The 14,165-nt window shown below is 45.2% G+C and carries 9 protein-coding genes; 1 reads left to right on the top strand and 8 read right to left on the bottom strand.

Annotation, left to right across the window (positions count from 1 at the left end; genetic code table 11):
- Positions 1 to 27: 27 nt before the first annotated feature.
- From RTR76_RS00385 to RTR76_RS00415, 7 genes are all read right to left on the bottom strand, one after another.
- The gene (locus RTR76_RS00385; protein ID WP_312515246.1) at positions 28 to 3,189 is read right to left on the bottom strand and encodes a CusA/CzcA family heavy metal efflux RND transporter; all 3,162 of its coding nucleotides are present in this window, start codon (positions 3,187 to 3,189) and stop codon (positions 28 to 30) included.
- Between the two features lie 11 nt (positions 3,190 to 3,200).
- Positions 3,201 to 4,490: an efflux RND transporter periplasmic adaptor subunit gene (locus RTR76_RS00390; RefSeq protein WP_312515249.1), complete on the bottom strand. Its 1,290-nt coding sequence runs from the start codon at positions 4,488 to 4,490 to the stop codon at positions 3,201 to 3,203.
- A gap of 28 nt (positions 4,491 to 4,518) precedes the next feature.
- Positions 4,519 to 5,817 (bottom strand): TolC family protein, encoded by a 1,299-nt coding sequence (locus RTR76_RS00395; RefSeq protein ID WP_312515251.1) that lies wholly within the window; start codon positions 5,815 to 5,817, stop codon positions 4,519 to 4,521.
- A gap of 155 nt (positions 5,818 to 5,972) precedes the next feature.
- Positions 5,973 to 7,880, bottom strand: coding sequence for a heavy metal translocating P-type ATPase (locus RTR76_RS00400; RefSeq protein ID WP_312515254.1), 1,908 nt, complete (start codon positions 7,878 to 7,880; stop codon positions 5,973 to 5,975).
- 32 nt (positions 7,881 to 7,912) lie between these two features.
- Positions 7,913 to 8,332, bottom strand: a complete 420-nt coding sequence (locus tag RTR76_RS00405; RefSeq protein WP_312515257.1) for a MarR family transcriptional regulator — start codon at positions 8,330 to 8,332, stop codon at positions 7,913 to 7,915.
- Positions 8,333 to 8,647: 315 nt separating this feature from the next.
- Positions 8,648 to 11,035: a trans-4-hydroxy-L-proline dehydratase gene (hypD, locus tag RTR76_RS00410; RefSeq protein ID WP_312515260.1), complete on the bottom strand. Its 2,388-nt coding sequence runs from the start codon at positions 11,033 to 11,035 to the stop codon at positions 8,648 to 8,650.
- 50 nt (positions 11,036 to 11,085) lie between these two features.
- Positions 11,086 to 11,865 (bottom strand): 4Fe-4S cluster-binding domain-containing protein, encoded by a 780-nt coding sequence (locus RTR76_RS00415; RefSeq protein ID WP_312516140.1) that lies wholly within the window; start codon positions 11,863 to 11,865, stop codon positions 11,086 to 11,088.
- 277 nt (positions 11,866 to 12,142) lie between these two features.
- On the opposite strand from RTR76_RS00415, the gene RTR76_RS00420 reads away from it, so the two are divergent.
- Entirely contained in the window at positions 12,143 to 12,697 is a 555-nt protein-coding gene (locus RTR76_RS00420; protein WP_312515263.1) for an XRE family transcriptional regulator, read from the top strand.
- A 120-nt stretch (positions 12,698 to 12,817) separates the two neighbouring features.
- Here RTR76_RS00420 and dnaB read toward each other — a convergent pair whose 3' ends face one another.
- Positions 12,818 to 14,149: a replicative DNA helicase gene (dnaB, locus tag RTR76_RS00425; protein ID WP_312515266.1), complete on the bottom strand. Its 1,332-nt coding sequence runs from the start codon at positions 14,147 to 14,149 to the stop codon at positions 12,818 to 12,820.
- Positions 14,150 to 14,165 lie beyond the last annotated feature (16 nt).

Here is a 14,165-nt window from a genome sequence, read left to right on the forward strand (position 1 = left end):
ACTAAGGGGGTTTTTATATGCCTAGATCTAAGTTTCCTTAAGACTGCTATCGCGCCACTTATTCCAAACCAGATAAATGCAGGGCAGCACGATGAGTGTCAAAATAGTGGAAGTGACCAGCCCGCCTACAACGACAGTAGCCATCGGCCGCTGTACTTCAGCGCCCGTACCGGTGGCAAAGATAAGTGGAAGCAAGCCCAGGCTGGCGACCACTGCGGTGATTAGGACAGGTCGCAGCCGGGTATGAGCCCCTTCGATAATAGCTTCTTCCAGCGTGCGGTGGTCGCGCAGATGTTTAATATAGGTTACCATAATGACACCGTTCTGTACGGCAATCCCAAAGAGCGCAATAAAGCCGACAGCAGCTGCAACCGTCATATAGGTACCAGTGAGATACATAGCGACAATACCGCCCACTAAGGAAAAAGGAATATTCATCAGGATAAGAAAAGCATCACTGGCTGAGTTAAAAGTCACAAAGAGTAAGAAGAACGTCAGGACAATAACTGCCGGAACCACTAACGAGAGACGGTCTTTCGCCCGCTGCTGATTTTCATACTGGCCGGTCCATTTTAAAGAATAGCCCACTGGCAAATCAACCTTCTCCTTGATGACTTGATTAGCTTCATTAACAAAGCTCACCACATCCCGCCCTCTCGTATTCATCTGTACAATCATCCGGTAGATGCCGTTTTCACTGCTGATCATCGATGGACCGTCTACCACCTGAAACCGGGCAACTTCCCCTAGTGGTACATATGCACCGGTAGCCGGCTTGGCTGTTGGAGCGGCACCGCCTCCCATTCCGGTCATACCGCTCCCGGCATTTGCAGCAGCACCGGCACCACCGGCCGTTACCGGAATGAGAATGTTCTGCATGGCATCAATAGTCTCCCGGTTCTCCCGGTTATACCGGACCAAAACATCAAAGCGCTTGCGTCCTTCGATAGTAGTTGTGGCAGTTTTTCCGCCTACCGCCAGTTCAATGGCATCTTCAACATCTGCTATATTGAGGCCATAGCGGGCTGATTTGTCCCGGTCAACCTGTATTTCCAGATAAGATGCACCGAAAACCCGTTCAGCTAGCAAATCGCTGACTCCCGTCACTGTTGATAATGCCTTTTCTATCTCAAACGCTTTTTGCTGCAACACCTGCAGATCTTCGCCATAAAGCTTAATACCCAATTCCGTTCGGACTCCGGTGGTCAGCATAGATAACCGGCCGGCGATGGGCTGGGTAAAAGCTAAATTAAGTCCCGGAAGAGTCGCCAGCTTGACCATCATTTCTTGTTCGATAGCCGCCTTGGTTATTCCCTGCCGCCATTGGTCCTTAGGTTTTAACGTTACAATTGTTTCAATCATGCTGACTGGCGCAGGGTCCATAGCAGACTCAGCCCGGCCTACTTTTCCTACAGACAGTTCTACTTCTGGAATTTCCATAATCAGTCTATCCATTTTCTTGGCTGCTTCCAGTGCCTCCGTCAGTGATACGTTAGGCAGCATTGTAGGCATTACCAGAAAAGTGCCCTCATCTAAAGCCGGCATAAAGGTAGTGCCGATAAACGGCAGCAGGGAGAACCCGGCAATCATTACGACGACTGCGATAATAATGGTTATCTTGCTGTGCTGTAATACAGATCTTAGCGTAGGCATATACAATTTATGCAGTTTGGCAACTATCCAGGTATCCTTTTCCTCGATCCTGCCTCTGAGCAAAAAGGTGCACAACACCGGTACCAGTGTGAATGCCAGCAGTAATGAACCACTCATGGCAAAGGATTTCGCCCAGGCCATGGGCGTATACATCTTGCCTTCAGTACCGGTCATGGTAAATACCGGCAGGAAGGTAACAATGATAATCGTTATGGAAAAGAATATGGGGGCGGCCACTTCTTTAGCTGCTTCCAGAGTCACGTCGATAATGCTGCGCTGGCCGCGGTCTTCGGCTAAATGACGGAAGATATTTTCCACCATAACGATGGCCGCATCAGTCATAACGCCAATGCCAATAGCAATTCCTCCAAGTGACATTAAATTTGCCGACAGGTGAATTTGTTTCATGGCAATCAGTGCAATCAGAATACCAATGGGGATGGCACTGGTGACAATCAGACTAGACCGGATATTGCCTAAAAAAGCAACGACAATAATGGATACTAAAATAAATTCTTCAAGCAATGCCCTAGTCAGCGTATTAACCGCCTTTTTCACCAGATCAGTCTGGTCGTAAAAAGGTACAATCCGCATCCCTTCCGGTAAGGATGGCTGAATCTCGGCAATCTTTTCTTTTACCTGGTCAATTACATTCAGCGTGTTTTCGCCCATACGCTGAATGACAATACCACCGGCTGCCTCATAACCCGATTTGGTCAGCACACCCCGCCGAAAATCAGGTCCTGCAGTAACAACGGCCACATCTTTGATATAAAGAGGCACATTGTTGTTTTGGGTAATTGCAATATTTTTTATATCTTCAATCGACTGAATTAACCCCAGCCCACGAATGATAAATTCCTGGCCGTTTTGCTCGACAACCTTCGCTCCAATGTTGGCATTGTTGGCGCTAAGTGCCCCAAATACCTGGTTGAACGTTACCCGGTAGCTTTGCAGGAGGCTTGGGTCAAGATTGATTTGATACTGCAGCACATAACCACCAATGCTGGCCACTTCGGCTACACCGGGCACAGCACTTAGCTGCTGCTTAATAGTAAAATCCTCAACTGTACGCAGCTCCGCCAGGTTGTGGCGATCACTTTCCACCGTATACATAAAAACCTGTCCCATCGGCGTGCTGACCGGCCCTAAAGCTGGCTGAACACCACTCGGCAGGCGGGGAATAGCTTGTTGCACTTTTTCATTTACCACTTGGCGGGCAAAGTAGGGATCTATTCCATCTTCAAAAATAACCGTGATGAGCGACATTCCGAAAGACGAAGCCGAGCGCACTTCTTTAACATTGGGCAGTCCTCTGAGCGCAGTTTCCAGTGGGTACGTTACCTGATCCTGAATTTCCTGAGGTCCCCGGCCCATCCAGTCAGCTGAGACTAACACCTGGTTTTCACTCAGGTCAGGGAAAGCGTCAATGGGGGTGTCCCGTACAGTAAAAACTCCCCAGACAATGACCAGTGCAAACAACACCAGGATAATCACACGATTTTTCAAAGAAAACTCTAATAATGTATTGAGCATAGTGATCCTCCTTAATGTCCGCTATGGCCGCTGTGTTCGCCCCCGGCAGCAGGTGCATCTGGAATAGCTGGTACTTTGACCGGAGCAGTCACGCTGCTGGCAGCAGGTGGGGCAGTCCTCTCAGCTGCTCCTGAGCTGCCATGACCGGCATGACTGCCAAAGCTGCCTAATTTTGTCTGCGAATCAATAAGAAAGGTCGCAGTTGTTACCACTGTATCACCGCTTTCAATGCCGGACAGGATTTGAACATAGCCCTCGGCATGTTGCCCTGTAACAACGTCTCGCTTGACAAAAGTGTCGTCACTCTGGGACACAAAAACGATCTTTCTGCTGCCTGTGTCCAGTAAACCCGATTCGGGTATAACCACTCTTTCCCCCAGTGGAATTTGCACGCTGGCATTCACAAACATATTGGGCTTCAGTTTACCCGTAGGATTAGCCATTTCGACCCGCACCTTAACCGTACGAGTGGCATCATCAAGGATAGGGTTAATAAATGTCACCTGACCGCTAAAAGTTTCTCCCGGATAAGCGCCGCTGGTCACTAGTACCGGCTGACCGGGAGTAATACCGGCAATGTCCTTTTCGTAAATATCGGCATACAGCCAGACCGTAGATAAGTCCGATAGGCTGTAGAGCTTGTCGCCAGGCATGATAAATGCTCCTGGCAATACTTGTTTCTCTAGCACAGTTCCACCGAATTGGGCATAAATTGTCATATGATCTTTAGCTTGCCTGGTATGCTCCAAATGAGCAATTTCATTGTCAGGCACATTTAAGAGCTGCAGCTTACGCCGCGCCGCCTCTCTTAGACGATTGTTGATCTGAACTACATCTTTGCCGGCATTTTTCAGCTTCTCCACATTTTCCAGCGTCAATAAATATTCTTCCTGAGCGGCAATATAGGTTGGGCTGTACACGGCGGCGATCGCCTGTCCGGGATAAATAGTTTCTCCATCGGCAGTAACATACAGCTCATCAACGCGTCCTTCAACCCGGGACGTGATGTAAGTCCGGCCGCTTTCATTCATGGCAATCTTACCGGTAGTTTTTATTTCCTTTGTGAGGGACTTAACGATTGCCTGGGCAGTCTGTACTCCAGCCAATTGCCGGGCCTTGGCATCAAGCGTAACCGTATCACCCATTGCCATGACCGGACCGGACATTTGATGTCCCGTATGACTTACTGCCGCCGGTTGGTTGTGCTGCCCTGTATAGTAGTAGCCGGTACCGCCAATCACCAGAACCCCGGCAGTCACACCAAGGATAAGCTTCTTTTTGGCCTGTAGCTTTTCGATCATGCTGTCCTCTCCTTTTCCACCTCTTCCATTATTGCAGCGCACTACTGGTAAATAAGGGTTTTCCTACCGCCTTTTCCAGATTGGCTGCTGCTTTTTCATAATCAATGCGGGCTTTATAGTAATCCAGTCTGACATTACGGAGAGCATTAAGGCTATCCAGGACAGCCATGAAATCCACTTTTCCATTGGTGTAGCTTACCACACCTGCCTGATAGGTTTGTTCCGCTTGTGGAATGACGGTATTCTTATACAGGTTAATCTGCCGCCAGGCCGACTGGGCATCAGTCATTGCCATCTGCAAATCCAGGCTGGTCATATTTTGCATATTGATCAATGATGCCTGAGCTGCCGTGAGGTTTGCCGCCGCTGCATTAATTTCTGCTTTGTTTTTACCCTGCCATAGCGGCAGCATGACCATAACTTCCATTTTCCAGGTATCAGGCTGCGTATCCATCATCGTCTGCTTTCTATCCTTATAGCCAATACTGAACTGATAGTCTGGCAATCGCTGCTTTTTAGCCAGCTCCACACTGTTTTGGGCCATATCCACTTGCTTTTCCATGCCTACAACGGCAGGTTTAGCAGCTTGAGCTGCTTGCTGGAGCTTGACTACGTCAAAGTTAGGCGGCGGTGCGCTGAATTCTTCTTTCACCGCGAGCGGCATATCAGCTGGACGGCCAAGGACTGTATTTAGTTTTGCTTTCGCTACTTCTGCCATTGACGCCATACTTACAAGATCAGCTGTCATTTTGGAATACTCGGTCTGCGCCTTTAGCGTGTCTTGCAGCGGTACCATACCAGTTGAATAATTAACCTGCGCAATCTGAACCAATTGTCCCATAAGCACTTGATTTTCCTTACCGATTTCGAGCGCTTTATCACTATAAAGCAGATCATAATAGGCTGTTTTGGCTGCTGTATAGACCTCCATTTGTTTATCCTGATAGCTGGCTCTGGCCATTTGGGCATCACTATCAGCCATTTTCCCCATTGCTTTCAGCTTTGCCGGATTCATCATATCCTGAGTAAAGGTATATTCCGTCATCATTGCGTCAAAAGGGTTTAAACTGCTATCAGGAATGTCATCTTTCATAATGGCAAGCTGCGGATTGGGCCAGGCTTTGGCCAGCGGAATACGGGCTTGCTTCTCTTCCCAGCGTTTTTGACTCTCGATCACAGCAGGATTATTCTTGACAGCATCATCCACCACTTGTTTTAATGTCAGCTGCTCCTGATTCCCTGCTGCCAGGCCAGGAACAGCTGACAGCAGCGTCATAATTCCTGTCAGCACCATTGTCTTCCCTTTAATCCATTTTCCTGTATCCATAATGCCTCCTTCTTACTCCCTCGATAATAGCTAACTATACAGACCAGGTATGAATAAGTTGTGAAGACATTTTGAAGAAATTATGAATTTTGAGGACAAAAAAATCCCGGCATAAGAAAATGCCGGAATCTAAGCAGCTTAATGAAACTATTCACTTACCGCAGCAAGCGCAAGCCGCTTGCAATTACCAATAAAGTACTTCCTTCGTGGCCAATCACCCCCAGCGGCAAAGTAACACCATCCAAAAATGTTCCTATTACCAGAGACACTACTACGGTCATGGCGAACACCAGGTTTTGTTTTACAACTTTACCGGTACGCCGCCCGAGAGCAATAGCATAAGATACCTTTGTAATATCGTCTGCCATAAGTACAACATTTGCCGTCTCCAGAGCAACATCCGTGCCGGCGGCTCCCATAGCAATCCCGACAGAAGCGGCAGCTAGAGCCGGGGCATCATTCACGCCGTCCCCAACCATCGCAACTTTCCCGTACTGGGAAGAAAGCCGCTTAATAATCTCAACCTTTTCCTCAGGATAGAGGCCCGCATATACTTCATCCACACCCGCCTCCATGCCAAGTGCCCGTGCTGTGGCCAGCTTATCACCGGTAAGCATAACCACTTTTATCTGCATTTGCCGCAGTGCCCTGACAGCGGCTTTAGCCTGGGGCCGCAGAATGTCCTGAATCGCCAGCAGCCCTTGCAGTGTTTCTGAGGATTGGACGTAAATAATTGTTTTACCCTGGCCCTCCAGCTGTTTAATGATCATTTCTTGTTCTTCGGATAAAACGGGTTTATTCAGACAGTCCAAATTGCCAATGCGGAACTCTTTATCCTGAACTAAGCCGTGAATCCCTGCGCCGGGAACAGCCTGCAGCTTGGATGCTTTAGGCAGTACTAATCCCCTGTCCTTCGCAGCTTGCACAATGGCTTTAGCGATAGGGTGTTCCGACAAGGTTTCCAGTGCTGCCGTAAGACGTAACAATTCATCTTTTCCGTTTGATGCAAAGGCAATGATATCCGTGACTAGTGGTTTTCCCTCAGTAAGCGTACCCGTCTTATCAAAAGCCACAACTTTAATTTCGCCACTATTCTCTAAGTGAATACCTCCCTTAAAGAGAATTCCTTTCCGGGCACCGTTAGAAATTGCAGACAAGATCGCTGGCATTATCGAAGAAACTAATGCACAGGGTGAAGCCACTACCAGAAAAATCATAGCCCGGTATATCGTTGCTTCCCATGTCCACCCTAATACATAGGGTGGTACAAGCAGCAGTAAAACAGCAGCTGCAATAATAACCTTAGCATACATTCCTTCAAAGCGTTCCACGAACAGCTGGCTAGGCGGCATTTCGCTTTGCGCTTCCTGAACTAACCGGATTATTTTAGCAAGTAATGTAGCTTCTGCCGGCTTCATCACTTCAATCACTAAAGCTCCTTGTCCATTGATGGTTCCGGCAAACACTTCATCTCCAATTCCTTTATCTACCGGGATAGATTCGCCGGTTATAGAAGCCTGATCAACAGCAGAATAGCCTTCCCTAATTCTCCCGTCAGCGGGAATGCGCTCACCTGGTTTAGTTAATACCAAATCACCTGCCTTAAGCTCTTCCACTTTTACCTGCGTTTCTGTTTGCCCCCGCAGAACGAGAGCTTGCTCCGGCCGCAGTTTCATAATAGAGCGAATATCGCGGTTGGTTTTTTCCATCGTATAGCCTTCAAGAGCACCACTTAGTGCAAAAATAAAAATTAAGATTGCTCCATCCTGCCAATAGCCGATACTAGCTGCGCCAATTGCCGCGATTACCATGAGCAGATCAACATCCAAATCGCGCTCAAAAATAAGGGTTTTAATCCCTTCCCGGGCCTTCCGGTATCCTCCGGCCACATAGGCTGCTATGTATAGCGGAATTTCTATTCCTTGCCAGCCGTTTATTCCCGCCTGCCAGGCTGCTAATGCCAATACTGCACTCAGGATGGTTGTCAGGACTTCACCATGCCTTTCCCACATATTACTGAAAGCTACGCTGCTTCTTCCCTCAGCCACAGTTGCCCCATTCATTACCTTACGCCTCCTTTCTACACGATAACAGACTAGAACGCCTCATGATTAATTTTGCGCAGCAGCTTCACTAACTGTTCGCTTTCTTCCTCAGTCAAGGCTGCCACCACTTGCTCTGTCAGTTTTGTATGGTATTGATGATGTTCTTCAAAAGCCTTTTGACCTTTCGGTGTAAGCGTAATTAAATAGACGCGGCGATCTTCCTTATGAGGTTCTCTTGTGGCGTATTCCTTCTTCTCTAATCGGTCAACTGTAACAGTCGTTGTCCCCGTAGTTACTCCGGTCTTTTGAGCTAAGGTCCGCATATTCATCTGGCCATAGGTTCCCAGAATTTCAATTGCATGCGCTTCAGCTACCGTTAAATCACTTGACCGGATAACCGAGTTTTCCCACGAAGAGAAGCAGTTGAAGAATGTAAACAATTCATGTGTCAGTTCATCAATATCATCCATAGTAAGACCTCCATTTATTTTATTATTCAAACCATATTATTAACTTATTGTTTGATAATCAAACTAATTGTAATGGAAGTAATTCTCACTGTCAAGTCAATGCGATCATTCTCAGTTATCCTTATATGTTAGACGAGTAAATTTAACAAAGCCCTAAAGCTAAGCCTGTTCCCGCTTAGCTTTAGGGCTTTTTTTTCTTTCCTACATAACCACCCATAGGCGGCCCTAATACAGGGCATACCGTTAAAAAATTCTATTACTATTACAAATGCTGCCACATTTGGTCTTATCCCCTGCGGCAGCATTTGATTTAAATTACGAGAAAACTTGCTCTGTCCGATTGATAATTTCATCTTGTAAAGCGCGATCCAGGTTATTAAAGTAGTCGCTATAGCCTGCTACACGTACAATCAGATTTTCATACCCCTTGGGATTTTGCTGCGCCTTTATCAGTGTTTCACGCTCAATGACATTGAACTGGAGATGGTGGCCATCTAATGCGAAATAGGAACGGATCAGGTTTGCCATATGTGTAATACCGTCTTCACCGGCCACAACAGCAGGTGAAAATTTTTGATTTAACAAAGCGCCGCCTGTTTTTAACTGATCAAGTTTAGACGCTGATTTGATAACTGCTGTCGGTCCGTTGCGGTCAGCCCCTTTTTCAGGTGATATTCCATCCGGCAATGGTGTACCCGCATAGCGACCATTTGGCGAAGCTTCCATTACCTGACCGAAGTAAACATGGCAAGTTGTTGGCAAAAATTCAACAACAGTCTTTGACCCTTTTGGCGTTTTTCTTCCGGCAATGGTATTTTGCAGCGAGTCTGCCACTCTTTTTAAGATACTATCAGCATAATCATCATCATTTCCATATTTCGGTGTTTCGTTATGAACGGTATGATAAATCTCGTCATAGCCAGCAAAATTTGCCTTACAAGCTGCCAGCAACTGATCCATTTCCAGCTTACAGTCTTCAAACACATTTTTCTTAATAACTGCTAATGAATCAGTAAGTGTTGCGATTCCTACACACTGAATATAGCTAGTGTTATAGCGTGCACCGCCAGCATTGTAATCAACACCCGACTTGATGCAGTCGTCGGTTATGACGGAAAGCAAAGGTACAGGCATATGGTCCATATACATGCGCTCAATTACATTATTCCCAGCAACTTTTACGTCAACAACATACTTCAGTTGTTTATAGAAGGCATCATAAACTTCTCCATAAGTTGTAAAGTCTCTAGGGTCACCTAAATCTATCCCGACCTGCGTTTTAGTGTACGAATCAAAACCACGGTTCAGCACAAGTTCAAAAATCTTTGGTATGTTTAGATAGCCTGTCAAAACATAAGCTTCTTTTCCGGCAGTGCCTGTTTCAACACAGCCGCTGGCAATACCGCTATCGCGCGCATCATCCAGTGATTTCCCCAAATAGAGCAGCTCCTGAATGATGGCTTCTGAGTTGTAAAATGCAGGCTGTCCCCAGCCTTTACGGGAAATCTTTAATGCTTCACGCAAGAAGTATTCAGGCGTTTTCTGAGAAATTTGCACGTTTGAGCTTGGCTGTAACAATTTCATTTCATCCATTACTTCCAGGATCAAGTAACTGACATCACTAACGCCACAAGTTCCATCAGGGCGCAGCGCTCCTGTATTGATATTGCAAAAGTCTGTGTAAGTTGCACTTTCTTTTAGCGTAATGCCAACTTTGGGAGGGGCAGGCTGATTGTTAAATTGAATCCATAAATTTTCCAGTATCTCTTTTGCGTTTTCACGGGTAATCCGGCCTTCCTCAATATCTGTATTGTAGAAAGGTTCCAGGTGCTGATCAAGCTTGCCTGGAGAATACGCATCCCAATTGTTCATTTCAATGGTTACGCCAATATGTGTAAACCAATACATTTGAACAGCTTGGCGAAAGGTTTTGGGCGCATGTTTGGGAACGGCATCGCAAATTTCAGCAAGCTCCAGCAATTCTTTTTTCCATACCGGATCTGTTTCGGTTTCTGCCAATGCGCGGGCTTTGGCGGCATACCGTTCTCCAAAAATAATCATGCCTTCGCAGACAAGCTTCATGCCTTCCAGCTCTTCACGTTTGTTTAGCGCATCCAAGTCGTTATTGTAATCCAAGCTCTCAAGCGCAGCTTCAATGTCTTTGAGAAAATCACTGTAGCCTTTTTGATATATCTTTCCGTCTGCTACAGTATGTCCCGGGCCTCGCTGCATCAAGAATTCGGTAAACAATCCAGCCTGAAAAAGATTATGCCATGCTTGCGGCAAAATAACATTCATTCTTGTCATCAAAGCACGGTCTTTCCAATAGGGAATGATCACGTCCTCTTGAATCTTTTTGTCTGTGTCTGTAACTTTAAAAAATACTTTTTCCCGATTGTCCATATTGTCGAAATCTTCTAAGGAATGGCAGCATAACTCTGGAAATGTAGGTGCAGCCCAAGGTTTATGACCTTTCTCACCAACAATCAATGCACCTTTTTCTATATATAATGCTCGATTTTCCATAATGTGTTTAAAGGATAGTCCACGTAGGATAGGTGGTGAAACCTTGCCTTCGTATGTTTTGTAGGCCTCCGTTAACAAGACTGCTCGTTCCATTGACACACATGGGATGGATAATTTATCACTAATTTCCCTAAGGTGTCTGATTCTTTCCGTTGAGCCTCTGTGCATTTTATTCATTACAATTACTCTCACTTTTTTATATTTTTTATATTTAAAAGCCTAACGGCTTAGCCACCTATTTTTACGAAATAGCCTGCTGCTTCCAGCAAGTTCTTTAAATCCTCCAGACGGTCTTTTTCTGGTATTTCGAATTTCTGAGTGCACGTTCTTCCTAGTTTTGTATATTTATCTCTTCCAAAATCGTGATAAGGAATCAGATCAACGCGCTTAATATTGATGCAATTGTTTTTGAGCCAAGCAATCGTATTTAGCATCGTGGGGACATCATCATTAATTCCTTTCAGGAGGATCAAGCGCAGATATATTACGCCACCGCTGTCGGAAATCAGTTGAAGATTTTTTAGTACTAACTGGTTTTGCACGCCAGTGAACTTATAGTGCTTCTGCGTATCTAAAAATTTAAGGTCGTAAAGAAATCCATCAACGTAAGGGAGCAACTTTTTAAAGCTGCTTTCCGGAGCTGCTCCGCAGGTATCAATCAACACGGAAATACCTGTTCGCTTAAGTTGTTTTGTCAATTCTTCCAGGTAACTTATATCTTGCGTCATCACCTCGCCGCCGGAAAAGGTGACACCACCACCGGAGCGGTCAAAGAATATCTGGTCTGACTGAGCTTGTTTGACCAGCTCTTTTATTGAATATTGTTTACCAACCAATTGATTTCTTCCGTCTTTTTCGTTCATGTACTCGGGCTCGTATTTTTGACTCTCAGGATTATGGCACCACATACACTGAAGCGGGCAGCCTTTAAAGAAAAATGTTGTACGTATTCCCGGTCCATCATGAGTGGAAAACTTTTGGATATTAAAAATATACGGACTTTGCATGAAGAAGTATACCTCCTTCTGTTTCAAAAATCATTATACTCCACATTATATTCATCAATTTGAAAATAATCAACATTTTTTATAGTTTATTTCATATAGATGAGATTATAGTTTATTTAACTGTTGAAAGGCCATCATTTATGAATTTAAATTGTTATTCTAATATCACAAAGACTCGTTGCCTTTGATGATTTGATTTATTACTCTGTCCCAGTTGAAAGCATTATTAGATTAGTTTACAATTGGTATTAAGTTTTAAACAGGAGATGAAATCATCATGAGTCTAGGGGCTAAAGTCAAAAATCTTCGAAAAGAAAAAAAGATAACCATAAAGGAAATGGCGGAAATGACTAGCCTGTCCACCGGCTTTATATCACAATTTGAAAGAGGTATAACTACCATAGATGTAGACCATTTACATACTATAGCCTCAATATTAGATGTCGATATTTCCTATTTTTTTCTATGTGAAAAACAAGAAGAAGCTGAGTCGGTCGTTGTTCGCAGGTACGAGAGACCAATAATACGTACACTAAATCAGGCCCTCTATTTCGGGCTGAGCTCAAATTTCCAGGACAAACAAATGGCGCCAAAATACGTTGAACTCTTGCCTGCTGAAACGAAAGAGGCTCCAGCTTCCTATGGTCATCCAGGTGAAGAATTTATCTTTGTCCTTGAAGGAACATTGACTTTATACTTAGAGGATACTATTTATAAACTATATCCAGGAGATGCTGTTCATTACTTGTCTACCCGCGAACATAATTGGGGAAATAACTCTGATTCGATTGTGAAATTTATTGTTGTCCATTTTCCCAATACTAAAGAATAGCGGCGTACAAACATAGTAAGACCTCCTATAGTAGATATTCTTATCCTACTATAGGAGGCCTTTTCTTTTATCTGCCCTATTCGGGTTTACTTCAATTAATAGGAGCTCTGATTTGTCGTTTTACCCAGGCATTTTGGATAAATCACTGAACTTAGTAAACTGTTTATGGAAGAACAGCTGCACCGAATCAACCGGACCATTACGATGCTTAGCGATGATAATCTCGGTAATATTCTTCTTATCAGTGTCAGGATCATAATAGTCCTCACGATATAAAAAGGCAACAAGGTCGGCGTCCTGCTCCAAAGACCCTGATTCACGCAAGTCACTGAGCATTGGTTTCTTGACTTGCCGGGACTCAACACTGCGGCTAAGCTGAGACAGTGCAATGATCGGCACATTCAATTCTCTTGCCAGTGCTTTTAAAGACCGGGAAATTTCCGAAATTTCCTGCTGGCGATTCTCACCGCCTTTGCTGCCGCTGCCCTGCATAAGCTGCAAATAGTCAATGATGATCAGCTTGAGGTCATGTTCGATTTTTAAACGTCTTGCTTTAGAGCGCATTTCAACAACAGTGATACCAGCAGTATCATCAATAAAAATCGGCGCTTCATAGAGCCTGGTGCAGGCGTTAATCAGCTTCGGCCAATCAGCATCTGACAAATCGCCAATCCGCAGACGCGATGCATCTATCGCCGCCTCGGCACAAATCATACGCTGGACCAATTGCTCTTTGGACATTTCCAGCGAAAAAAACGCTACCGATTGTTTTTCTCTTAGCGCAATATTAGAGGCAATATTGAGCGTAAACGCAGTTTTACCCATACTAGGACGAGCAGCGACTAAGATGAGGTCGGACGGCTGCAGCCCTGAAGTAAGGCGATCCAAATCTTTAAAGCCTGTTGCTACACCGGTAATGCCACCTTTGGATTGGTACAGCATTTCAATCTTTTCCATCGCCTTGCTGACAATGTCTTTAATTGGAGAAAATGCTTGTCCAACCTTCCGTCCGGCTACGCCAAGCATCATCTTTTCGGCCTGATCAAGAATATGCTCTACTTCTTCGTTCGCATCATACCCCATACCAGCTATGTGAGTGGCAGTGGTTATAAGACCTCTGAGGAGAGCCTTCTCTTCCACAATCCGGGCATGGTACATAACATTAGCTGCTGTCGGCATGGCATTAGCCAAGGATGTCACATAAGCAATCCCACCGGCAGCCTCCAGTTTGTCATCTTTACGCAATTGTTCTGTAACGGTAATAATATCGACTGCCTCATTGCGGTTATATAGGCTTTGAATAGCCTGATACACCAAACGATGGGCTTCACGGTAGAAGTCCTCATCTTGAAGCATTTCCGCTACTTTAGATATAGCTTCTTTTTCAATAAGCATGGCGCCTAGAACAGATTGCTCCGCCTCTACGCTCTGCGGTGGTACACGATCTAACACTACTATCTCTCCCAAG

Origin of the sequence: Anaerospora sp. (assembly GCF_032013335.1) — a bacterium.
Taxonomy (GTDB): domain Bacteria; phylum Bacillota; class Negativicutes; order Sporomusales; family DSM-15969; genus Anaerospora.

Bases quoted from the DNA above. Each gene is read 5' to 3' on its own strand.
- RTR76_RS00405 (WP_312515257.1), bottom strand. From the start codon at position 8,332: ATGGATGATATTGATGAACTGACACATGAATTGTTTACATTCTTCAAC.
- RTR76_RS00400 (WP_312515254.1), bottom strand. From the start codon at position 7,880: ATGAATGGGGCAACTGTGGCTGAGGGAAGAAGCAGCGTAGCTTTCAGT.
- RTR76_RS00385 (WP_312515246.1), bottom strand. From the start codon at position 3,189: ATGCTCAATACATTATTAGAGTTTTCTTTGAAAAATCGTGTGATTATC.
- RTR76_RS00390 (WP_312515249.1), bottom strand. From the start codon at position 4,490: ATGATCGAAAAGCTACAGGCCAAAAAGAAGCTTATCCTTGGTGTGACT.
- RTR76_RS00420 (WP_312515263.1), top strand. From the start codon at position 12,143: ATGAGTCTAGGGGCTAAAGTCAAAAATCTTCGAAAAGAAAAAAAGATA.
- hypD (WP_312515260.1), bottom strand. From the start codon at position 11,035: ATGAATAAAATGCACAGAGGCTCAACGGAAAGAATCAGACACCTTAGG.
- RTR76_RS00395 (WP_312515251.1), bottom strand. From the start codon at position 5,817: ATGGATACAGGAAAATGGATTAAAGGGAAGACAATGGTGCTGACAGGA.
- RTR76_RS00415 (WP_312516140.1), bottom strand. From the start codon at position 11,865: ATGCAAAGTCCGTATATTTTTAATATCCAAAAGTTTTCCACTCATGAT.